The sequence below is a fragment of the Polyangium spumosum genome (assembly GCF_009649845.1).
GTDB classification, from domain to species: domain Bacteria; phylum Myxococcota_A; class Polyangia; order Polyangiales; family Polyangiaceae; genus Polyangium; species Polyangium spumosum.
Map to the genome: position 1 here is coordinate 14480 of NZ_WJIE01000018.1, position 21831 is coordinate 36310.

The 21831-nt window shown below is 68.4% G+C and carries 16 protein-coding genes; 9 read left to right on the plus strand and 7 right to left on the minus strand.

What is annotated here, in order from left to right; genetic code table 11:
- The first annotated feature begins 146 nt into the window (after window positions 1-146).
- The 4 genes from GF068_RS37040 to GF068_RS37055 all read left to right on the plus strand — a co-directional run bounded on the left by GF068_RS37040 (window position 147) and on the right by GF068_RS37055 (window position 2940).
- Window positions 147-1163, plus strand: coding sequence for a sensor histidine kinase (locus tag GF068_RS37040; RefSeq protein WP_170319894.1), 1017 nt, complete (start codon window positions 147-149; stop codon window positions 1161-1163).
- Window positions 1160-1897, plus strand: coding sequence for a LytR/AlgR family response regulator transcription factor (locus tag GF068_RS37045; protein ID WP_153824276.1), 738 nt, complete (start codon window positions 1160-1162; stop codon window positions 1895-1897). Before GF068_RS37040 ends, GF068_RS37045 begins: the two co-directional genes overlap by 4 nt.
- A 95-nt stretch (window positions 1898-1992) precedes the next feature.
- Window positions 1993-2361 (plus strand): hypothetical protein, encoded by a 369-nt coding sequence (locus GF068_RS37050; RefSeq protein ID WP_153824277.1) that lies wholly within the window; start codon window positions 1993-1995, stop codon window positions 2359-2361.
- 27 nt (window positions 2362-2388) lie between these two features.
- Window positions 2389-2940, plus strand: coding sequence for an antibiotic biosynthesis monooxygenase family protein (locus GF068_RS37055; protein WP_153824278.1), 552 nt, complete (start codon window positions 2389-2391; stop codon window positions 2938-2940).
- Window positions 2941-2979: 39 nt separating this feature from the next.
- Here the strand turns inward: GF068_RS37055 and GF068_RS37060 are convergent, their stop codons facing one another.
- Complete coding sequence (locus GF068_RS37060; RefSeq protein ID WP_153824279.1) at window positions 2980-3591, minus strand: hypothetical protein; 612 nt, start codon at window positions 3589-3591, stop codon at window positions 2980-2982.
- A gap of 317 nt (window positions 3592-3908) precedes the next feature.
- Here GF068_RS37060 and mxcG point away from each other — a divergent pair, with 317 nt between their 5' ends.
- The 5 genes from mxcG to GF068_RS37085 are packed head-to-tail and all read left to right on the plus strand — an operon-like array spanning window position 3909 to window position 14358.
- Complete coding sequence (gene mxcG / locus GF068_RS37065) at window positions 3909-8270, plus strand: myxochelin non-ribosomal peptide synthetase MxcG (RefSeq protein WP_153824280.1); 4362 nt, start codon at window positions 3909-3911, stop codon at window positions 8268-8270.
- Between the two features lie 35 nt (window positions 8271-8305).
- The gene (locus GF068_RS37070; protein ID WP_153824281.1) at window positions 8306-9598 is read left to right on the plus strand and encodes an aspartate aminotransferase family protein; all 1293 of its coding nucleotides are present in this window, start codon (window positions 8306-8308) and stop codon (window positions 9596-9598) included.
- Between the two features lie 7 nt (window positions 9599-9605).
- Window positions 9606-12134 carry a TonB-dependent siderophore myxochelin receptor MxcH gene (gene mxcH, locus GF068_RS37075; RefSeq protein WP_153824282.1) on the plus strand — a complete coding sequence of 843 codons (2529 nt, stop codon included), beginning with the start codon at window positions 9606-9608 and terminating at the stop codon, window positions 12132-12134.
- A 29-nt stretch (window positions 12135-12163) separates the two neighbouring features.
- Window positions 12164-13387, plus strand: coding sequence for a hypothetical protein (locus GF068_RS37080; RefSeq protein WP_153824283.1), 1224 nt, complete (start codon window positions 12164-12166; stop codon window positions 13385-13387).
- Window positions 13384-14358: a PepSY domain-containing protein gene (locus tag GF068_RS37085; RefSeq protein WP_153824284.1), complete on the plus strand. Its 975-nt coding sequence runs from the start codon at window positions 13384-13386 to the stop codon at window positions 14356-14358. The genes GF068_RS37080 and GF068_RS37085 overlap by 4 nt, the downstream gene beginning before the upstream one ends.
- 19 nt (window positions 14359-14377) lie before the next feature.
- On the opposite strand, the gene GF068_RS37090 is transcribed toward GF068_RS37085, so the two are convergent.
- Genes GF068_RS37090 through mxcK form a run of 6 tightly spaced genes read right to left on the minus strand, consistent with a single transcriptional unit; the run spans window position 14378 to window position 21722 of the window.
- Window positions 14378-15154 carry a 2,3-dihydro-2,3-dihydroxybenzoate dehydrogenase gene (locus GF068_RS37090; protein WP_153824285.1) on the minus strand — a complete coding sequence of 259 codons (777 nt, stop codon included), beginning with the start codon at window positions 15152-15154 and terminating at the stop codon, window positions 14378-14380.
- Window positions 15138-16070, minus strand: a complete 933-nt coding sequence (locus tag GF068_RS37095) for an isochorismatase family protein (RefSeq protein WP_153824286.1) — start codon at window positions 16068-16070, stop codon at window positions 15138-15140. Before GF068_RS37095 ends, GF068_RS37090 begins: the two co-directional genes overlap by 17 nt.
- Window positions 16071-16089: 19 nt before the next feature.
- A complete protein-coding gene (locus GF068_RS37100; RefSeq protein WP_153824287.1) occupies window positions 16090-17736 on the minus strand; it encodes a (2,3-dihydroxybenzoyl)adenylate synthase in 1647 nt (548 codons plus the stop codon).
- Window positions 17736-18977: an isochorismate synthase DhbC gene (gene dhbC / locus GF068_RS37105; protein ID WP_153824288.1), complete on the minus strand. Its 1242-nt coding sequence runs from the start codon at window positions 18975-18977 to the stop codon at window positions 17736-17738. The genes GF068_RS37100 and dhbC overlap by 1 nt, the downstream gene beginning before the upstream one ends.
- Window positions 18978-19024: 47 nt before the next feature.
- The gene (locus GF068_RS37110; RefSeq protein ID WP_153824289.1) at window positions 19025-20485 is read right to left on the minus strand and encodes a 3-deoxy-7-phosphoheptulonate synthase class II; all 1461 of its coding nucleotides are present in this window, start codon (window positions 20483-20485) and stop codon (window positions 19025-19027) included.
- A gap of 13 nt (window positions 20486-20498) precedes the next feature.
- Entirely contained in the window at window positions 20499-21722 is a 1224-nt protein-coding gene (gene mxcK, locus GF068_RS37115; RefSeq protein WP_338046731.1) for a myxochelin export MFS transporter MxcK, read from the minus strand.
- Window positions 21723-21831 lie beyond the last annotated feature (109 nt).

A 21831-nucleotide genomic window follows, 5' to 3' on the forward strand; every position in this document is an offset into this window, starting at 1 on the left:
GGGAGAGACCATCCATCCGGGGCGGGTTGATCCCCGCAAGCGAGGCCCGCTACGCTCCGCCTCGTATGGGGAGGCCCTCCGAAAGCAGCCAGAGCAGCCGTCTCGAGGTCACCCTGCCGGGGAGCGGAGACCTCATCCCTCGCGAGATGCTGTGGCTCTACCCGATCGTGCCGTTCGCGGCCGCGCCGCTGCTCGCCGGGGACCTCTTCGTGGTGCGTCTCGAAGAGGCGCTCGTGCGGATCGCCGGGATCTATTTCCCTTTCATCACGATCTCGTTCTCCTTCCACGCGCTCTACGTCTGGGTGATGCCCGGGCTGGTGGCGCGCCTCCGCACGCCGTTCTCGCGCGGCGCGCTCCACGTCGCGGTCACGACCGCGGTCCCGGTCGTCCTGGCCCCGCTCATCCTCGCCGTGAAGGGGAGGTTCTTCCCGGGACAACACAAGCTCGCCAAGTTCGCCCTCGAGTGCGTCATCATCTCGTGGATCTACATCTTTCCGGCGCTCATCGTGCAGCGCCTGCGGAACCGAGCCCAGAACGTCGAACGAATGGCCCAGCTCGAGCGGCAGGCCGCGCTCGAGGCCCAGCTCAAGGCGCTCCAGGGCCGCACGAACCCGCATTTTTTCTTCAACAGCATCAACACGGTGGCGAGCCTCATCCCCGAGGACCCCGCGCTCGCCGAGCGCACCCTCGAGCGTATGGCCGATCTCTTCCGTTACGCGCTCGACAGCTCGAAGATCCGGCTCGTCACGCTCCGGCGCGAGGTGGAGATGGTGCGCGATTATCTGGCCATCCAGTCCGCGCGGTATGGATCGCGCCTCCGCGCCGAGGTCGAGCTCGACGAGCGGGCCGCCGAGGTCCTCGTCCCGCCGCTCCTCCTGCAGCCTCTCGTGGAGAACGCGATCCTGCACGGCATGGCCCACCGGCAGAGCGGCAGCGTGCTCGTGCGCGTGCGGCACGAGGGGCACCACGTCTCGCTCGAGGTGCTCGACGACGGGCCAGGGCCCTTCGCCTCGGAGCACCGCGGCAGCCAGACGAGCATGGAGGACCTCCGCGAACGCTTGCACCTGCTTTATGGGGAGCACGGAGCGATCACCCTTTCGGCGGCGCCCCTCGGAGGCTGCCTCGCGCGGGTGGCCATTCCGGTGAAGGACGGTCTGGCATGAAGATCCTGGTCGTCGACGACGAAGAGCCCGCGCGCCGGCGCTTGATCCGCCTGCTTCGAGACGTCCCGGGCGCCGAGGTCGTGGGGGAGGCCGGGGACGGGGATGAAGCGCTCCGGCGAATCGAGACGCTGGGGCCCGAGCTCGTGCTGCTCGACATCCGGATGCCCGGCCTGGATGGGCTCTCGCTCGCGCAGCGGTACACGGACCTGCCGCCCCTCGTATTCATCACCGCGTACGATGAATACGCCGTGCAGGCCTTCGAGGTGAACGCGGTCGACTATCTGCTCAAGCCCGTGCGCCCGGAGCGGCTGCTCTCCGCCATCGAACGCGCGCGCCAGCGGCTCCTCGCGACCAGGGAGGCAGCGGCCCGCGCCCTTGCGGCGGTGGCGAGCCGCGGGACGCCGTCGGCGCGTATCGTCACCGTCACGCGCGGGGTCATCCGCTTCTTCGATGCCCGCGACGTCACGCGATTCTGGAGCAGCGACAAGTACACGCTCTTCCGCGCGGACCGGGACGAACATTGCACCGAGGAGCCGCTGTCCACGCTCGAGGAGCGGCTCTGCGCCCACGGCTTTTTGCGCGTGCACCGGGGGGAGCTCGTGCACATCGGCAGCGTGAAGGCCCTGCACCGCGTGGAGGGCAGTTACGAGGTCGAGCTCAAAGATGGCCAGGTCGCGCGCGTGAGCCGGCGCTCCTTGCCCGCGGTGAAGGCGGCGCTCGGCCTGGAGGAGTAGCCGCTCATCGGCCAGGACGTGCCGCCCATCCGCTCTCCCGCGCCGCGTATCGGATCGGACCGGCGACGAACGGCGTGGCCTGTAGCTTTCGGGGCATGCGACGAACGGTCCTTGCCTCCCTGATGATGCTGGCCGCGGGGCTCGCGGTGGCCCACGCGGCCTCGCCCGAGCGGCCCGCCGAAAACCCCCTTTTGCGGTACGCGCTCGGGCCTTCGGCGAAGTTCGGCTTCACGGGGCGCGTCGAGGAGCGCCTGTCTGCGGGTTCCTACCTCTATCTCCGCGTGCGGGACGCGGCCGGTGCTGGGCACTGGGTCGCCACGCTGACGTCCACCGCCTCCGCGGCGGATGACGTCGACGTCCGGGTCTTCGCGCGCGCCGAAAACTTCCAATCGAGGCGCCTGGGCCGCGACTTCTCGCCGCTCCTCTTCGGCGCCGTTCGATCCCGATCCCCCGAAAACCGCTGATCTCTTGCTTCGAAAAGGAGTCACACCATGAACCTCAACTTCGCCACGACGGCTCTCCTCTCCGTTTCCCTCCTCGCGTGCGGCGGCTCGGACGCCGAGCCACCCTCGCAACCGCCCCCCGTCACGAGTGGCGACGGCTGTGTGCGCGACGAGCTGGAGCCCGATTTCGAGCCCACTCCATTGCAGGGCGCAGGGGTCGACGCCGAGGGGAAGCTCGCGCCGGGGACCTATCTCGTGAGCAGCACCTATATCCACCGGAAGGGCACGCCGGAGTCCGACGCGAAGTTCGGCGAGCTCGTGGGCCCCATCGTCCAGGCGCTCCAGAGCCAGCCAGGGCTCGTGGCGTTCCAGCTCGGCACCTCCGCGAGCTGCAGCGCGGGGCGCACGCTCACCGTCTGGGAGGACGAAGAGGCGATGTACCAGTTCGTCGGCAGCCCCGCGCACGCCGAGGCAATGGCGCGTACCGGGGAAGTGAGCCGCGGCGATAGCGTGGTCACGAGCTGGCAGGATGACGAGCGCGGCGCCACCTGGGAGAAGGCGCTCGAAAAGCTCGCCGCGGAGACGGGTCCTACCTACTAACCCGACGCTGCGAGCGGATCTCCTCGGGCACCCGCCGGATCACGGGAGCACGTCGAGGAGCTGGCGGCGCACGCCGGGGTTCAGCCTCACCGACAGATCGGGCAGCAGGATTTGCGGTTGCAGGACATAGACCCACCGGCCGTTGCGATAATAAAGAAAGTTGAACGCGTTCGCCACCCCCTGGGGGCCCATCACGTTGGCGTAATCGTCCCAGTTCACGATGGAGTGGACGGGCTGGTTCAGGTTGTTGATGTGGTTCCACACCGCCTGCACGTTGGGGTGCTGGTGGTGATAGAGGCGAAAGTACCCCCCGCCGTTCGGCGAGTCGGTCGCCACCAGGGCGCAGCCGTTCATCGCGGCGGTGAACACGAAGGGCGTCTGGGGGTTCTGGCGGGGGACGTCCACGTAGCCCGGCAACCCGTGACCCTGGAGGAAGGGGCACCAGTACGCCTGGATCGGGAGTTCGTTGCCGCCGGCGTTCGCGTTGACGACCGTGAGATCCACCGCGTTCTGGTTCCGGTTCGGCCAGCGGAGGTCGAAATGTCCCATTTTGAGATGGGTCAGCATGCCGATGCGGCGGCCTTCGTTCCCGTGGTTGTTGCGCATGATCCAGCGCACGGAGTTGACCGCGAACATGCTGGTGTACGCCACGGGGTCGGCCCTGAACCTCGTGTTGTGGTTGTCCATTCATCCAGTGGAGAATGGCTGGCTCCGAGCGTCAAGCGTGAAGCGCGCGCCCCTCCCGCCCCCCACCCCTCCCGCCCCCCGCGCTGGTCGATTCCACGAAGGTCCCGGGCATCGGGCCCATTCCGAATCCAGAACCACTCCTTGGGCCCCTGGCCCATGTCTGTTGTGTTCTTCACATCTGTTGAATGTGAGCCAGGATCCATAGCGATATGGACTTGACTTTGAACTTCATTTTCAACAAAGTTGGTGGAGTCTGCATCAAGGAAGTGGTCGGGACAACAATGCACAAGCGAGTTGGCGAGCGCTGGCCTCTCTCGGCCGCGCAGCACGGTATCTGGCTGGGCCAGGCGCTCGACCCGGCGAGCTCGCTCTACAACGCCGGCGAGTGCATCGAGATCTGCGGAGCCGTGGATCCGGCGGTCTTCGAGGCTTCCGTGCGTCAGGCGAACGCCGAGGCCGAGACGTTGCACATGCGGTTTTTCCCGGCGGAGGAGGGCCCGCAGCAGATCCCGAGTCCTTCTCTCGACTGGCCCATGCATCGAATCGACGTCGGCGCCGAGGCCGATCCATGGGCGGCCGCGCGAGCGTGGATGCAGGCGGACCTCGAGACGACCGTCGATCTCCAGCGCGGACCACTCTTCGCGGAGGCGCTCTTCATGGCCGGCCCCGACCGGACCTACTGGTATCAGCGGGCGCACCACATCGCGCTCGACGGTTTTGGATTCTCGCTCGTCGCGCGGCGCGTGGCGGAGCTGTATACCGCGCGGATCGAGGGCCGAGATCGCGTCGGCGCGCCGTTTGGTTCGCTGCTGCGCGTCCTCGAGGAAGACCTCGCTTATCGCGCGTCCCCCGATTGCGCTCGCGACCGCGACTTCTGGCTCCGACGCTTCGCCGATCGCCCCGAGGCCGTGAGCCTCGGCGGCAGGCCCGGCATGGTTTCTCGCAGCGCATCCCGAATTACGACCTCACTTTCGCCCTCGACGATGGAGCGAATGCAGGAGGTGGCGCGTCGCGCGGGCGCGACCTGGCCCGACGTGATCCTCGCCGCGACGGCGGCATATACGCATGGCATCACCGGCGCAGGGGAGCTCGTCCTCGGCCTGCCGGTGATGGGCCGCCTGGGCTCCGTTTCTCTGCGTATCCCGAGCATGGTGATGAACATCGTGCCGCTGCGTGTCCCGATCCCGAGAGAAGCGAGCCTGTCCGCGCTCGTCCGGGCGGTCGCGGAGGAGATTCGCGTGATACGGCCCCATCTGCGCTACCGGTACGAGCAGCTCCGCCGCGACCTCAAGCTCGTCGGCGGGGATCGGCGGCTGTTCGGCCCGGTGGTGAACATCATGCCGTTCGATTACGATCTGCGGTTCGGTGTCCACCGCGCCCTCGCGCACAACATCTCCGCCGGGCCGGTCGAGGACATCTCGATCAACGTGTACGCGCGATCGGACGGGCGCGGGCCCCGCGTCGATTTCGACGCCAATCCGGATTGTTACAGCGCCGAGGAGCTCGCGGCGCACGAGCAACGATTCCTGGGTTTTCTCGAGGCGGCCCTGTCCGCTCCCGCCGAGCCGATCGCCGGGATCACGATCCCCGGAGCCGCGGCGCCGTGCATGGCGGCGCATTCGCCCGGTATCGTCCTCGACGGCGGGCCGCTCCCCTGCCCGGCGCGTGACGTCGTCGAGCGGATCCTGGAGCGAGCGCAAGAACAGCCCACCGCGACGGCCCTCGAGCACGGCCCTCGGTCGATGACCTATGGCGAGCTCGTGCTCGCCGCCCGGCGGCTCTCGGCCCGCCTCGTGGCGCTCGGCGCCAGACCGGGCGCGCTCGTGGCGGTGCTCTTGCCCCGCGGCGTGGAGGCCATCACCGCCATTCTCGCCACGCTGCTGTCCGGCGCGGGATATCTGCCGCTCGATCCCCAGGGGCCGACCAGCAGGACGGCGGCGATCCTCGCGGACGCCGGCCCCGCGGTGGTCGTCACGTCATCTCTGTATGCCGCTCGAGCGAGGCAGGCGCATCGGGCCTGCGTCGTGGTGCTGGACGAGGAGGTCCTCCCGGACGCGCTGGAAGCGCCGGTGTTCCCGGGGAAGGAGGAGCCGGCGTACGTGATTTACACGTCCGGCTCGACGGGTCGCCCCAATGGTGTCGTGATCAGCCGCGCGTCGCTCGCGCATTTCGTGGCCGGCGCTGCCGATCGGTATGGGTTTCAGCACGACGATCGGGTGCTCCAGTTCGCGCCGCTGCATTTCGACGCGAGCGTGGAGGAGGTGTTCCTCACCTTGTGCGTGGGCGCCACGCTGGTCTTGCGCACGGAGGAGATGTTGCAATCGGTCCTCCGGCTGCTCGACGCCTGCGCCGAATACACGATCACCGTGCTGGACCTGCCCACGGCGCTCTGGCACGAGGTGGCCTACAGCCTCTCGACGGGCGCAGCCTCGTTTCCGCCCTGCATTCGCACCGTCATCATCGGCGGGGAGGCTGCCCTCCCGGAGCGCGTGGCTCGGTTTCGCCGCGCCGTCGGGCCCGCGGTCCGGTTGCTCAATACGTATGGTCCCACGGAGGCGACCGTCGTGGCCACGTGCGCCACGTTGTGCGGCGACGCGTCCGCGCCCGAGCGTGACGAGGAAGTCCCGATAGGCACACCGCTGCCCGGCGTCCGCGCGGCCGTCCTCGGCGCGGACCTTCGGCTCGTCGCGCGCGGCGTCGTGGGGGAGCTCCATTTGATGGGTGGAGGGCTGGCCACGGGGTATCTCGGGCAGCCGGAGCTGACCGCCGCGCGTTTCACGACCCTCGAATGTTTCCCCGATCGGCCCCGCGCGTACCGAACCGGGGACCTCGTCCGGCAAGACGAGGACGGCCAGCTCGTCTTCGTCGGCCGCGTCGACGAGGAGCTCAAGATCAGCGGGCACCGCGTCGATCCGGGCGAAATCGAGACCGTACTGCTTCGTTTCCCGGGCGTGCGCGAGGTCGCGGTGGTGGGGGCCGTCCTGCCAGGCGGCGTCAAGCGCCTCGCCGCGCATGTCGTGGCCGACGCTCCCCTCCCCTCGCCCGCCGCGCTCCGCCGGCACGCGCAGTCGGCATTGCCACCTGCCTCCGTCCCTTCGGCCATTCTGTTCATCGATCGATTGCCGAGGACCAGCACGGGCAAGATCGACCGGGCCGCGCTGCGCGAGGCGGAAATCACCCGCTCGGCCGCGTCGGGCCTCCCGACGACGGACCTCGAGAAGGTCGTCCTTTCGGTCTGGGAGCAAGTCCTCGGGATGGGCGACCTCTCCGTGGAAGATGATTTCTTCGAGCGCGGCGGACAGTCGTTGCAGACCATCCAGGTCGCCACGCGCCTCGGGATCGCGCTCGGGCGCGAGATCCCGGTCGCGATGGTGTTTCGTCATCCGACGATCGCCGAGCTCTCGCGGGCCCTGGAGCAAGGCGTCGCGAAGGTCTCCGCGGGGCTCACGGATGTAATGCTGGCCGACGCCGTCCTCCCGGAGGACATCGTCCCTCCCGCGCTCGCGCCCTCGCCTTCGCCGTCGTCGCCTCGACAGGTCTTGCTCACCGGCGCGACCGGGTTTGTCGGGGTGCACCTGTTGCATGCGCTCCTCACGGGGACGGACGCGCGTGTGGTTTGTCTGGTCCGCGCGACGGACGAGGCTCGAGCGGCTGGTCGGCTCCGCGCTGCCCTGGAGACGCAGCGCCTGCGGCCCGAGCATTTCGAGGACAGGGTGGTGGCCGTGCCGGCCGACCTCGCCTCGCCCCGCCTCGGGCTGCGGGTCGAGACGTGGGAGAGCCTCGCCGCGACATGCGACGCGATCTACCACGACGCCGCGATCGTCAGCCTGGTGCGCGATTACCGCAGCATGCGCGCGGTGAACGTCCTCGGGACGCGTGAGGTGCTCAGGCTCGCCGCCGCTGGGCGCCCGAAGCCCGTGCATCACGTGTCGACGCTGGCCGTGGCGCCGTCGATCGCCCGGAGCCCCGAGGTCCACGAGGCGTTTGTCCCGCCGCACGCGGAGCTCCTGGATGGATACAAGCAGAGCAAATGGGTCGCCGAGCGGCTCGTGCAGCAGGCGAGCGAGCGTGGCTTGCCGGCGTGCGTGTACCGCCTCGGCCGCGTCGTCGGCGCTCCCGATACGGGGATCGTCAACGAGCAGGACCTCGTCTTTCGCCTCCTCCTCGCCGGCGTCCCCGCGGGGGTGTTGCCCGATCTCGACGTCTCCGAGACGTGGACGCCCGTCGATTACGTGGCGCGAGCGATCGTGGCGCTCTCCCTCACCCGGCCGCCGAGCGTCGTCGTCTACAACCTGGCCCCCGCGCCCGAGGTGCGGCTGCGAGACGTGTTTCGCTGGGTCCACGAGTATGGTTATGCCGTCGAGACCTGCTCGGTGCCGGCCTTCCGCGCTCGCCTGGGGAGCCGCGCCGGCGCCGCCGAGAGCGCCACGCTCGCCTTCTTCGATCTCCAGGCCGACGCCGGAGAAGATCCGCAGAGCTTCGGCCTGGGGCGCGTGTGTTGTGACAACGTGATGCGTGGTCTGTCCAGGAGCGGGGTCGATTGTCCCGCCGTCGATCGTCCGCTCGTGTTTCGTTATCTGGATCATTGCGTCGAGACCGGCAAGCTGCCGCGTCCGCCTTCCCGGCGAGAGGGCCGTGCCTGAGAAGACGCGCTCACCCGAAGCAAAGGAAATCAACGATGACCTCACGGACCCCTGGTCTCCCGCGACCCATCGCGGTGGAATGGAAGCTCGATCGCTCGAATGCGCTGCTCGCCGAGGCGCGCCGGCTGATCCCCGGCGTCACCCAGTCGCTCATGAAGCGGCCGGAGATGTACGCGCTGGGCTCGTTCCCGGTGTACCTCGACGGCGGCGAGGGCGCGCTCGTGCGGGACGTGGACGGCAACGAATACATCGATTACATCTGCGGCCTCGGGGCGAACACGCTGGGGCACAACCACCCCGCCGTCGTCCGTACCATCCGCGAGCGGCTCGAAAAAGGCGTGCTGCATTCGTTGCCGACGGAGATCGAGGTCACGGCCACGCGCGCGCTGGTCGATCTGATCCCGGGCGCGGAGATGGCCCGCTTCTTCAAGACCGGAGCGGACGCGACCTCCGCGGCGCTGCGTCTCGCCCGCCACGTGACGGGGAAGGAGAAGGTCGTCACCATCGGCTACAACGGGTGGCACGATCAATTCATGTTCGACACGCCCGGCGTGCCGGCGGTGCTGCGCGAATACACGTATCGCATGCCGCTCATGGCCGAGGCCGACGAGCGGCCGCTGCTCGACTTGATCACCGACAAGGGATCCGAGATCGCGGCCGTGCTGCTCTCGTTGCCTTACAAGCGCTGCGTATCGGCGGAGTTCTTGCGTGTCCTCCGCGAGACCTGTCACGCCCACGGCGTGCTCTTCGTGCTGGACGAGGTCGTGACGGGCTTCCGGCTCGCGCGCGGCGGCGCCCAGGAGTTTTACGGGATCTCCGCTGATTTCGTGTGCCTCTCGAAGGGCATCGCGGCGGGCATGCCGCTCTCGGCCATCGCCGGCCCGCGGGAGGTGATGAGCCGCCTCGCGGAGCTGCAGGTATCGACGACGTTCGGCGGCGAGATGCTCTCCCTGGAGGTCTGCAAGGCGGTCCTCGCCGAGTATCGGGACACCGATTACATCGAGCGGCTCGCCGCGCTCGGCAAGCGGCTGCGCGAGGGCGTGAACGACAAGGCCGCGAAGAACGGGGCACCGCTCCGCGTGGTCGGATACGACTCGATCCCGTTCTTCCTCTTCGCCGACGATCTCGCGACGCACACGAGGCTCGCGGCCCAGTTCGTCGGCGCCATGGCGAAGCGCGGGGTGCTCCTGCGCCGTGACGTGAGCTTCCTCTGCGGCGCGCACACCGAAGCGCAGGTCGATTTCACGATCGAGGCGGCGCACGACGCGCTCGTCGAGATGGCGAGGAGCGGCGCATTCGAGGGCAGCCCCGCCGGCGCGAGGTCCTGATTCACAGATGTTCCGCGGACGCCGTTTTTCGTGCACCGGGTTTGCCGGAGCCCTGGCCCTCGTCCTCTCGGCCGCCCCGCCCGCCCTCGCGGAGGACGCAGCGCCCGCGCAGGCGAGCGCGACGAGCGAGCGCGAGGTGAGCCCGCCCGAGCTCATCGAATTCGCAGAGGCTGCCTATCCCGAGGAGGCGCGCGCGGCCCGGCAGGAGGGCCGCGTGGTGCTGAAGCTTCGTATCGACGTCGAGGGGCGCGTCACGCGGGCCGAGGTCGTGGAATCGGCCGGCAGCGGCTTCGACGAGGCCGCGCGCGAAGCGGCCCTGCGATTTCGATTCGCGCCGGCTCGCCGCGGTGAAAAGCACGTCGCAGCGATCATCCTCTACGCCTATGATTTCAGGCTGCCCCCGGAGCCTGCCCCGGTCGAGGAGGCTCCGCCCGCTCCAGCGCAGCCTCCACCGGACTCGACAGCGCGCGCGGCAGGGGTCTCGGTCGGTCCTGCCAAACTGCCGATCGATGTCATGGTGCGCGGAGCCTCCGAGGCCGACCGACTCCGGCGGTCCGCCCAGGCCGTCCAGGTGATCGAGACCGAGGAAGCGCAGCGGCAAACCGCGGATCTCGGCGAGGTGCTGGCGCGCTCCGAGGGCGTCTCCGTGCGCCGGGCCGGCGGGCTCGGATCGAGCGCGCGCCTCTCGCTCAATGGCCTCACCGGGGATCAGATCCGCTTCTTCCTCGACGGCGTGCCCCTCGACCTCGCCGGGTATGCGCACGGGATCACCAATGTGCCGGTCAACCTCGTCGAGCGTATGGAGATCTACCGCGGCGTCGTGCCCGTGCGATTCGGCGCCGATGCCCTGGGAGGCGCGGTGAACCTGGTGACCGATACGGACGTCCGCGGCACGCACGCCTCCGCGTCCTACCAGGTCGGCTCCTTCAAGACGTATCGGCTGACGCTGAGCGCGAGGCACAAGCACGAGCCGAGCGGGTTCTTCGCCCGCGTCAATGGGTTCTACGATTATACACGAAACGATTATCCCATCGACGTCGAGGTCTTCGACGAGCTCGGGCGCCTCTCGCCGGCGCGTGTACACCGATTTCATGACGGCTACCGCGCCGGCGGCGGGAGCGTCGAGGTGGGGATCGTCGAGCGCCCGCGGGCGGAGCGGCTCCTTTTGCGCGCCTTTTACACCGAGCACCAGAGGGACGTTCAACACAACGCGCTCATGTCCGTTCCTTATGGCTCCGTCACCTACGGCAAGCAATCGGCGGGCGCGCACCTCAGGTACGCGCAGCGCTTCTCCAGGCGGACGCGCCTCGACGCGGTGGCAGGGTACACGTACACGCGCACGGCCTTTCAGGATCTCTCCACGTGTCGATACGACTGGTTCGGTCGATGCGTGTTCGAGCTCCCGCAACGAGGCGAGATCGAGGCGCGCGCGATCGACCAGATCGTCGAGCAACACAACACCTTCGCCCGCTTCAACCTGGCGTGGAACCCCGCGCCGTGGCATTCGTTGCGCTTCGGGCTCTCGCCCACCCATGCCGCCCGGACCGGGAAAGACCAAGCCATCCCCGCGGACGATTACGATCCGCTCACCGCAGAGCGAGGCTTGCTGAGCAGCGTGGCCGGCGCCGAGCACGAATGGCGCCCGTTTGCAGGGAAGGTCGCGAACATCGCCTTCGTCAAGGGGTACTCGCAGGTCGCCCGGACCAAGGAACAATTGCCGAATGGGAACCTCCGCGATCTCGACCGAACGAGTCACCGCGTGGGGATCGGCGACAGCGTGCGTCTTCGTTTCTCGGAGGCGTTTTACGCCAAGGCTTCGTACGAGTACGCCACACGTTTACCCAACCCGGAGGAGGTGTTCGGCAATGGCGCGCTCGTCCTCGAGAACCTGCACCTCGAGCCTGAGGCGAGCCACAACCTCAACCTCGGCCTGACCCTGGAGCGCGTCGACACCGCCGTCGGCCTCGTCCGGTTCAATGTCAACGGCTTCGGGCGCTTCGCGGAGAACCTCATCGTCCTGCTCAGCGCAGGCAATTATTTCCAGCACGAGAACGTCCTCTCGGCTCGATCGGTCGGCGTCGAGGCGGCCCTGGGGTGGTCCTCGCCGGGGGATTGGCTCTCGCTGGACGGATACGTCACCTGGCAGGATTTCCGCAACACGGCAGGTGACGGCGCATTCGGCAAATTCGAGGGGGATCGCATCCCCAACCGCCCGTACCTGCTCGCCGGCGGGAGCGCCCGCGTGCAAGGGTCCGATTTGCTCCGGCCGCGCGACGCCCTCTCGCTCACGTGGCAGGCGCGGCACGTCCGGGCCTACTACCGCGGGTGGGAGAGCGTCGGGGCCGCCGATTCCAAGCTGGTGATCCCCTCCCAGCTCGTCCACGCGCTCGCGCTCACGTACACCGTCAAGCACGGCGACGGCTCCGTGAGCGGGACCGTCGAGGTGCAAAACCTGACGGATGAAAAGGTCTTCGATTCGTTCGGGGTCCAGCTCCCGGGGCGAGCGGCGCACGCCAAGGCCGTCCTCGAGCTCTGACCCCCCATTCTTTTCCAGGAGATACATCCATGAAAAACACGTCCGCGCTCATCATCACCCTCGTCTTCCCTTGCCTCGCCGCCTGCGGCGACGGAGGCACCGGCGGCGAGGGCGGTCAGGCCGGGGGCACTCCCGTGACCGGGCCCGCGTATGCCTTCACGACCCAGGTATTCGGCGCCAATGGCGGTGACAACCAGAGTTATCTCCTCGTGACCGACGAGATCGGGGGTGAAGCCACGCTCTCGCTCGATGATGGCGTCGAAATCGCCGGGCGCGCCCTCGGCGTCGGGCCCGAGGGCGGGGGCGCCGTGTTCGTCGCGGGCGACGCGGGGCCGACCTTGACGCGTTACGACCTGCAAGCGGACGGCAGCTTGCGAGCGGGCGCCACGGTGAGCTTCCAGGGCAAGGGAATTGCCACGTTCGGTGAATACCACGGCCAGTTTCAATTCGTCTCCGAGACGAAGGCGTATTTCTTCGACGGCCCGACGGCCCAGGTCGTGATCTGGAACCCGAAGGACATGACGATCATCGGGGACATTCCGCTCGATGGGCTCGTCATCGCGGATACCACCTTGACGTTCACGGCCGCGCCGCTGCGCCTCGGCGACGACGTCATCACCTTCGCGGGGTATCGAAAGGGGCCGGAGGTCCCGAGCCGGGCGGCGGTCGTCGTCGTGAATGGCAAGACGGACGAGGCGACCATCGTCACGGACGATCGCTGCGGCTACGTGCGTGATGGTATCGAGGGGCCCGACGGCAACATTTATCTCGCCACCGAGGCCTACGGCGCGGCCGTGCACCGGTTGAACAGCGCCAATGCAGCGCCGTCTTGCATGTTGCGGTTCGACCAGGCGACGAAGGCGTTCGACGCCGCGTTCCACGTCGAGCTCGGCGCGCTCTTCGGCGGGCAGACCGCCGGTTCGTTGATCCGCGGGCCGGGCAACGAGGCCTTTTTGCGGGTGCTCGACGAGGCGGTCTTCCCGATCATGCCGGACACGCACCCGCGTGTCCTGGCGAGCGCGCCGGCCTGGAAATGGGCGTCCGTCACCCTCGGCGATACCCCGACGGCCACGGTGCTGGACGCCGCCCTCAGCACGGGGAGCGTCATTCCGCTGGAGCTCGGCGACCGGAGCTTCATGGCGCTCTTCCAGGGCCAGGACTCCACGAAGCTCGTCGAGCTCGGCGCGACGGGCCCGAGCGACGCGGTGCTGAGCGCGCCGGGCCTCGTCTTCTCGGCCGTGAAGATCCGATGACGTCCCCGGATCCCGAGAAAGAGGCCTCGTCGCCGCGGGTCGAGCCCCCTCGCCCGCGCCGCAGGTATGGCGCCGTCATGAAATTCGTGCGGCGCCTGCACATGTATCTCGGCCTGCTCGTTTTCCCGTGGGTGCTCCTCTTCGGAGCGAGCGGCGCGCTGTTCAATCATCCCGAGATCGGGCGTGACATCGAGCAGCGGGACCTCTCCCCGGAGGAGCTCTCCACGCTCACCGGATGGAAGCCGTGGAATCCCGAGCAGATCGCGCAAAGGGTCGTCGCGCAGATCAACGCCGGCTCCTCCGGAATGTATACGCTGGATCCGAGCGCACCGAGCTCATTCTCGGGCTGGCCCTTGCTCGCGACGCCGAGCCGCGCGGGAGGCCGCCACGTGCTCATCGTCAGCCTCGACGGCGGCGGCGCGACGTTCTCCACGCATGCACCGGAGCCGAAATCCGACCCTCCCCCTTTCGTCGGCGCGACGATCGAGTTGCCAGAATACAGAATGGCGGCCGTGCAGGATCAGTTGACGGAGCTCTTGCCGAAGCTGGGGATCGACGCGGAGGGGCCTTTGCGGGCGCATCCCAAGGTCCACCCCGAGCTGCGTTTCCGTATGCGTGACGAGAACGGACGCACGTGGAACGTCGTTTACGACCTCGGCACCGGCCAGGTCGACGGGCGGCCTGCTGGAGCGGGGAAGCTCCGCTTCGTGGAGCTCCTGGAGAGGCTCCACACGACGCACCATTTTCCCATTCACGGCGACATGGCCTGGTTCTTCGCGCTCTTCGCCGACATCACGGGCATCACGCTGGTCGTGTGGGCCCTGAGCGGACTCGCGATGTGGTGGCAGATGAAGCCCACGCGGGTCGTCGGCGCGCTCGCGATTGCGATCGCCTTGGCCGCCGCCGCGCTCGTCATGCGCGGGACGGCCTCGGAGATTCAATTCGGCAACGTGCAGGGCGACGGCCCCTGAGCCCCGCGACGCGGCGGCGTCACGCTCCCAGCGTGGCGCCGCCGTCGACGCAAAGATCGTGCATGGTGATGTGGCGCGCCTGATCCGAGAGCAGGAACAACACCGCGCCCGCGACGTCCGCCGGATCGGCGATTCTTTGCAGGGGAATCCCTACCTTGAAAGCGCCCGGCGCGCCGTCGATGACGGCCTGCGCCCCGCTTTCGTCCCTCCACAACGAGCGCTGCATCGGCGTATCCGTCGATCCCGGCGAGACGACATTGCACCGGATGCCGTGCTTCGCGAGCTCGAGGCCCATGCATTTGGTGAACATGGCGGCGGCCGCCTTCGATGCCGCATACACCGACATGTGCATGCGTGGCGTCCGCCCCGCGTTGGATCCGACGGTCACGATGGCCCCGGCGCGGCGCGGCACCATGCGCCGGGCGACGGCGCGGCAAAGGTAAAACACCCCTCGGGCATTCACCGCGAAGGTCCGCTCCCAGTCCTCGTCGCGCAGCGCTTCGATGGGATCGACGCGCAAGACGCCCGCGACGTTGACAAGAAAATCGATGGGGCCGAGCTCGCGCTCGATCCGTTCCACCGCCGCGTCGACCGCCTCGCTGTCCGTGACGTCTGCGTGAAACGGCGAAGCGCAGCCTCCCCTCGCCTGCATTTCGGCGATCACCGCGCCGAGGCGCTCCGCGTTCGAATCCACCGCGGCCACCCTGGCGCCACGCGCGGCGAGCGCTCGCGCGACGGCCTCCCCGATGCCCTGGGCAGCGCCCGTCACGAGCGCGATTTTACCCTCGAACTCCATGAGCTCGCTCCCTCTCGGGTCCCTTCCCTCGCCCGAGCGGCATTCGCGCGGCGAGGATCTCCCACCAATCGTCGAGCGTCGCGCGCTCCGCGAGCTCCACGAACGAGATGTCGATCCCGGCGGCGCGTAGCCTCTCCACGAGGGTCATGAGGCGAATGGAATCGAGGCCCAGGTCGAGGAGCGAATCGCCGCTCTGGATGTCGGAGACCGGTCGCTCCAGAAGATCGGCGACCTCGCCGCGCAGGCGCTCCAGATCGAGCGTCGCGGCGCGGGGCGAGCTCTCCGCGAGCGCGTCGAGCACGTCGCGGGTCGAGAGCACGACGCCGCACCGCTGCGCCACGTAGGTCATGGCCATCTCGTGCCAGTTTCGCGTGAAATCGGAGGTCGCGTCGGCCACGAAGAAGGGCTGCACGTCGTTCATGAACGCCTCGCCGGCGGTGAGCATGCACCCGATGTGCGCGTAGACGCCGCAAATGATGAGCTGATCGCGGCGCCATCGACGCATGATGTCGAGGAGCTCGGTGCGTTGAAATGCGCTGTAGCGCCATTTCGTGAGGACGGTGTCCGTGTCCTCCGGCGCGAGCTCGTTCACGATGGGGTGCTTGTGCGGGTGCGCCGTCAGGCCGGGGCCCCACAGATCCAGCAGGAGGCCGCGCTCCTCGGCCGTCTGCTCCGGCGGCTGCATGGTATAAACGACCGGGATCCCGAGCGCCCGGCACCGCGCCCGCACCTTCTGGATGTTCTCCAGGAGCTCGACGACCGGCGACGCCTGGGGATCGTAATAATCGATGAAATACTGCTGCATGTCGTGGATGAGAAGGGCGGCGCGGCCCGGCTCCGGCGTCCAGGACATGCGGTTCTTCGGCAGCTCCTCTTTCCGCGGCATGAAATAAGGCTGGATGCTGGGGATTCCCATGGTCGATGTTCTCCGATCGTCATTGGCCCTTCTGGGCGATCTTGTCGGCGATCCAGTGGCGGAGCGCCTTCTTGTCCACCTTCCCCACGCTCGTCTTGGGGAGTTCATCGAGGAGCTCGATGCGGTCCGGGATCTTGTAGGGGGCGAGGCCACGCCCGCGCAGGAATGCGGTGAGCTCACGTGGGACCGGCGTTCTCTCCCGGGGGACGACGAACGCGCACGAGCGCTCGCCGAGGAAAACATCCGGCATGGAGACGAGCGCCACGTCGCGCACCGCGGGATGGGCGAGCAGGTGGTTCTCGATCTCCTCGGCCGCGATCTTCTCGCCGCCGCGGTTGATCTGATCCTTCGCGCGCCCCTCCACGACGAGGGCCCCGGACGGCGCGCGCCGCACGAGGTCCCCCGTCCGGTAGAACCCGTCACGGGTGAATGCCCTCTCGTTGTGGGTGTCGGCCTTGTAATAACCGCGGATGGTATAAGGGCCGCGCGTCAAGAGGTGCCCCACCTGACCGACGTCGACGTCTCGGTCGTCGTCGTCGACGATCCGGATCTCGTCGTCCTTCGATATGGGGCAGCCCTGGGTCTCGACGATGACGTCCTCGGGATCGTCGAAGCGGGTGTAATTGACGAGCCCCTCCGCCATTCCGAACACCTGTTGCAAGGTGCATCCGAGCGCGCCCCGTACGCGGCGCGCGACCTCCACGCTCAGCTTGGATCCGCCCACCTGCAGCAAGCGGAGGCTCGAGAGATCATGCCGGGTATTGCGCGCGGCTTCGAGCCAGACCGCGCAGAGGGGCGGCACGACGGCGGTCACGGTGACGCGCTCTTTTTCGATCCAGAGGAATGCCTCGTCCGGGCTCGGGCGCCGGCTGAGCACGACGCGGCCGCCTGCATGGAGCGCGCCCAGGCTACCGGGAGAGCTCAGCGGGAAGTTGTGCGCGACGGGCAACGTGACGAGATAGACGCTCTCCTCGTCGAGCGCGCAGATCTCCGCGCTGGCGCGGACACTGTAGAGGTAATCGTCGTGCGTTCGGGGGATCAGCTTGGGCACACCGGTGCTGCCGCCCGAGAGCTGAAAAAATGCGACGTCCCCGGGCGCGGGCTCGGGGAGCGGGGCAGGCTCGTCGTAGACGCTCTCGAGTGCGGTGAACGGCCCCGGTTCGCCGGCGACGAGGACGTGCTTCACGGTGCTCGCTTCGGCCCGGATCTCCTCGGCGAGCTTGCGGTAATCGAATCCCCCGTCCTTGTCGGCGATGATGTACGCGACGGCCTCGGTGAATTCGCAGAAATACGAGATTTCGGACCGTCGATGTGCGGGCAGGGCGAGCACGGGCAGCGCGCCCAGCCGGAACAAGGCGAAGCAGACCTCGAAGAACTCCACGACGTTCGGGAGCTGCACGACCACGCGATCCCTCGGCCGGATACCCAGCCGCGAGAGACCGGCCGCGAGGTGAGAGGCGCGTGTATCGAGCTCGCGGTAGCTCAGGCGGCGCCGTTCGTCGACGAGCGCGACCCGATCGCCGAATCGCGCCGCGCGCGCGTGGAGCCATTCTCCGAAGGTCTCACCTCGCCAGTGGCCGGCGCGCCGGTAACGATCGGCGAATTCGGGGGGCCACGGCGTGAATCCATCGAGCGCTTGCGGGCCTCGTGATTCATCGGCGCGCATCAGAGGTCCTCCGGCAAGGGATCGAGGCCCAGCGCGTTCAACACGGTGCGCATTTTCGACGATATCTCGGCTCGCTCGCGTTCGGGCACCGAGCCGGCGACGATGCCGGCTCCGGCATACAGGCGAACCGCGTCCCCGCGGATGTCGGCGCAGCGGATGGTCACCGCCCATTCGCCGTCGCCTGTCGCGTCGCAATACCCCACGAGGCCGGTGAAGTACCCTCGATCGAAGGGCTCGATGGCCTCGATCGCCGCGCGCGCGCGTGTCGTCGGATATCCGCACACGGCCGGCGTCGGGTGCAGGGCCATGGCGAGCTCGAGCGACGAGACCGAGAGATCCGCGAGCTCCCCCGTGATCGGGCTCGAGAGGTGCCACATGGCCGGCGTGTGCAAGAGCGACGCCTTCGAGGGGACGTCGAGCCGCCGGCAAAATGGCCGGAGCGCTGCGGCGACGGCGTCGACGACGACCGCGTGCTCGCGCCGGTCCTTCTCGGATGCGAGCAGCGCGTCTGCCCGTCGGCGATCCTCCTCGGGGTCCGGGCTCCGCGGCGCGGAGCCTGCCAGCGGATTGGCGAATACCGTGTTTCCGGATCGGGACACCAAGAGCTCCGGGCTCGCTCCGAGGAGCGTCCGCGCCGGAGGCTCCGATGCGGAGCCCGACGCGCGCTCCTCGGGGAGCTTGACGGCGAACGTATACCCGGTGGTGTTCTGCTTCGACAACCGCTGGAGCAGGAGGGCGAGATTGACCGCCGATGGCAAACGCAGCTCCAGCACCCTGGACAGGACCACCTTCGACAGCTCGTCGTCACGTATCGAGGCGAGGGCTCGTTCGACTCCGCGCAGATAATCGTCACGCTGGGGGACCATTCGTATCTCGTCGGCGGACACCGGCGCCGGGGCGCGAGGCGACATCGACGCCGCGTCCACGGGCCCGGCCATCCGGATGGACCTCGGAACGAGGAGGTGGGCCGGGGATTGCACGTCGAATGGCAACGCGCCGACGGCCATGGGATGGTCGTGCCCGGACCTCTTTAGCGAACCGAGCGCCGCCGCGACGCGTCCCGGGAGCTCACCGCGAGCCGATCCGCCCGGATCCGCGATGATCTCGCGTATGCCCTGCGCCAGGATCGTGCGGGTTGACGACGAAAAGAAGAACGACGATTCGGCGTTGTACTCTCCGAGGAGCGCGGCGCCGCTGCGCGCGGGTGAAAGTGTGGCTTCGGACGGCGAAATCGAGGTCATCGGGCGACTCTCCTTCCAGGCTGGGGCGGGATCATGAGCATCACGGGTCACGGGCTCGTCGCCCGCATTCGCCGCGCGATGCAATACGAGAGCTCCAGCGCCTGGGCCTGGTTCAGTCTTGGATCACAGAGGGTCTCGTAGGCGCGCGAGAGGTCCTCCTCGCGCACGCTGCCGCCGATGCATTCGGTGACGTCGTCCCCCGTGAGCTCGAAATGGACGCCGCCGAGGTAGGTCCCGCAGGCGTCGTGTGCGTCGTACGTCCGCTCGATCTCGCGCAGGATCGACGCGAACTCGCGCGTCTTCACGCCCGAGCTCGTGGTGATGGTGTTCCCGTGCATCGGATCGCAGACCCAGAGCACGCGCCGGCCGGCGCGCTTCACCACCTCCAGCAGGGGCGGCAGGGCATCCCCGACGCGTGTTGCGCCCATCCGCGTGATGAGCACGATGCGCCCGGGGATCTCGCCCGGGTTCAGCGTGTCGAGCAGGCGCAGGACGTCGACCGGCGATACCGTCGGCCCGAGCTTGATGCCGATCGGATTGCTGATGCCCCGGAGAAACTCGACGTGCGCGCCGCCCGACACCCGCGTCCGTTCGCCGAGCCAGGGCATGTGCGTGGTGAGGTCGTAATATGCGTCCCGGTCCGGCGCAGGGCGCGTCTGCGCGGACTCGTAATGGAGGTTGAGCGCTTCGTGGGACGTGAAGAACTCGACGCGCGAGAGCTCGTTCCCTGCCCCGCCGAGCGCGTCCATGCATCGAAGCGCATCGCCGAGCTGCCGCGTCGTCGCCTGGAAGCTCTCGCGCACGGCCGCGGGCAGCCCATCACGCTCGGAGAACGAGAGGCTCCAGCGCTCCGGGCGCTCGAGATCCGAGAGCCCGCCGGCCGAGAACGAACGCACGAAATTGAGCGTCATCGCCGCGTGCTGGTAACAGGCGAGCATCCGCTCCGGGTCCGGGCGTCGCGCCTCGGGCGTGAATTCGGGGCCGTTCACGAGATCGCCGAAATAACTCGGCAGCTCGAGCCCGCCGCGGAGCTCGGTCGGGCGCGAGCGCGGCTTGGCGTATTGCCCGGCGAAGCGCCCCACCCGCACCACGGGCCTGCGGCCCCCGACGAGGAGCACGAGCGACATCTTGAGCAGGATGTCGAGCTTCTTGACGATGGTGCCCGCGCGACAATCGCGCATGGTCTCGGCGCAATCGCCGCCCTGGAGCACGAAGCGCCGGCCGAGCTGCGCCTCCGCGATGAGGGATCGCAATCGCTCCACCTCCCACGAGCTCACGAGCGGCGGCAGCTCCTCGATCCGCGAAACCACGCGCTCGACCGCGGCGGGTTCGTCGTACCGCGTTGCCTGCGGATCGGGCTTGTTTTTCCAGGACGTGGGGCTCCAGTCGCTGGCGCGTGCCGGGGGGCGCGGGCGCGCGAGCGGGCTCTCCCCGGGCGCACGCTCCGCGGCGACCTCGCTGTTCGAGGAGCTGCGCGCCGGCGTGCTCGTGGCGATTTCGTGGATCATGACGGCTTCCGATTCAGGTATGCGCGGCGCGCTGCGGGACGACGTTGCGCCCGAGCACCCACAGGATGCAGACAGCGAGGAGCGAGATGCTCGCCGCGAGAAAACCCATGCGACCGAAGCCGATCAGCGCGCCGTCCGGCGTGGTCGTGATGAAATGGCCGCTCGTCCACGCGGCGAGGCCGGAAGCGCCGTCGCTCGCCGCCATGTTGACCGAGAGATAACGCCCGCGCAGCGCGGGCGGGACCCGGGCCGTGATCAGGGCGATCGTCGGAATGGCCCGTCCTGAATTCAACGTCATGAAAAGGACGAAACATGCGGCCACGACCGCTTTCGGGGAGGCCGAGATGTGCGTGAACAGGAGATACGGGCCCAGGGCGGCGACGAGCAGAGAGCCCAGCACGCGGGGCGGACCGTGACGGTCCGAGAGGTGGCCAATCCAGCGCGCGCTGAAGAGTGTGGCGGCGCCGCCGCATAGATACACCCAGGACAGGTCCGAGAGGCGGAGCCCGAGATTGCCCACCATGAACGTGCTCAGGTACGGGATCAGCAAAAACCCTGCGAAGACCACGCTGAACGTCAGCCCCCAGCCGAGCAAATGCCCGGGCGCCCAGAGGGCCGGGGCGGGAGGGTTCGGGCCCTCCTCGCGCGCTCGGGCGAGGTGATGATCGACGGCGGGCAACATTCGCCAGGCGAGGAGCCACAGGACGAAGGCGAGCGCGCCGATGACCCAGAAGGGCGCGCGAAAGCCCCATCGACTGGCAATCGAGACCCCCAGCGGCACGCCGACGACGGCCGAGATTCCGTAGGCCGACATCACGGTGCCGATGGCGCGGCCGCGGCGCTCGGCGGGCACCCGATCGGCGAGAATGGCCATGACGACGGCGCTCATCAGGCCCGCGCAAGCGCCCGCCATGATCCTCGAGAGGAGCAGCCACGTCGGGCTGGCCGCGAAGCCGCACGAGACCGTGGCGGCCACGAAGCCCGCATAAAGGAGCAAAAATGCGTGCTTGCGATCCCATCGATCCAGCCAGAGCACGCCGAGGAGGCCCATGGCCGCGGAGGCCAGCGTGTACGCCGACACCATCGCCCCGAACCCGGCGGCCGAGAGGCCGAATTGCTGGAGGAGCTCCGGCCCGAGCGGCATCAGGATCATGAAATCGACGAGGTGCGTGAACTGCACGGCCGCCAGCAGCCAAAGGAGATGGCGCTCATGCCTTGTAATGGGGGAATCGGCCACGAAAGGACTCCAGGGGACGCCGGGGGCGAGGCGACGCGCGTGGGTGGTTTGATGTGCCCATGCTCACGTCTTGAGCGTACCCCGCGATCTTGCTGAAAATGATAATGAG

Coding starts and splice junctions, on each gene's coding strand:
- GF068_RS37040 (WP_170319894.1), top strand. CDS start 147: ATGCTGTGGCTCTACCCGATCGTGCCGTTCGCGGCCGCGCCGCTGCTC.
- GF068_RS37110 (WP_153824289.1), bottom strand. CDS start 20,485: ATGATCCACGAAATCGCCACGAGCACGCCGGCGCGCAGCTCCTCGAAC.
- GF068_RS37050 (WP_153824277.1), top strand. CDS start 1,993: ATGCGACGAACGGTCCTTGCCTCCCTGATGATGCTGGCCGCGGGGCTC.
- GF068_RS37085 (WP_153824284.1), top strand. CDS start 13,384: ATGACGTCCCCGGATCCCGAGAAAGAGGCCTCGTCGCCGCGGGTCGAG.
- mxcG (WP_153824280.1), top strand. CDS start 3,909: ATGCACAAGCGAGTTGGCGAGCGCTGGCCTCTCTCGGCCGCGCAGCAC.
- mxcH (WP_153824282.1), top strand. CDS start 9,606: ATGTTCCGCGGACGCCGTTTTTCGTGCACCGGGTTTGCCGGAGCCCTG.
- dhbC (WP_153824288.1), bottom strand. CDS start 18,977: ATGACCTCGATTTCGCCGTCCGAAGCCACACTTTCACCCGCGCGCAGC.
- GF068_RS37090 (WP_153824285.1), bottom strand. CDS start 15,154: ATGGAGTTCGAGGGTAAAATCGCGCTCGTGACGGGCGCTGCCCAGGGC.
- GF068_RS37045 (WP_153824276.1), top strand. CDS start 1,160: ATGAAGATCCTGGTCGTCGACGACGAAGAGCCCGCGCGCCGGCGCTTG.
- GF068_RS37100 (WP_153824287.1), bottom strand. CDS start 17,736: ATGCGCGCCGATGAATCACGAGGCCCGCAAGCGCTCGATGGATTCACG.
- GF068_RS37055 (WP_153824278.1), top strand. CDS start 2,389: ATGAACCTCAACTTCGCCACGACGGCTCTCCTCTCCGTTTCCCTCCTC.
- GF068_RS37080 (WP_153824283.1), top strand. CDS start 12,164: ATGAAAAACACGTCCGCGCTCATCATCACCCTCGTCTTCCCTTGCCTC.
- GF068_RS37095 (WP_153824286.1), bottom strand. CDS start 16,070: ATGGGAATCCCCAGCATCCAGCCTTATTTCATGCCGCGGAAAGAGGAG.
- GF068_RS37070 (WP_153824281.1), top strand. CDS start 8,306: ATGACCTCACGGACCCCTGGTCTCCCGCGACCCATCGCGGTGGAATGG.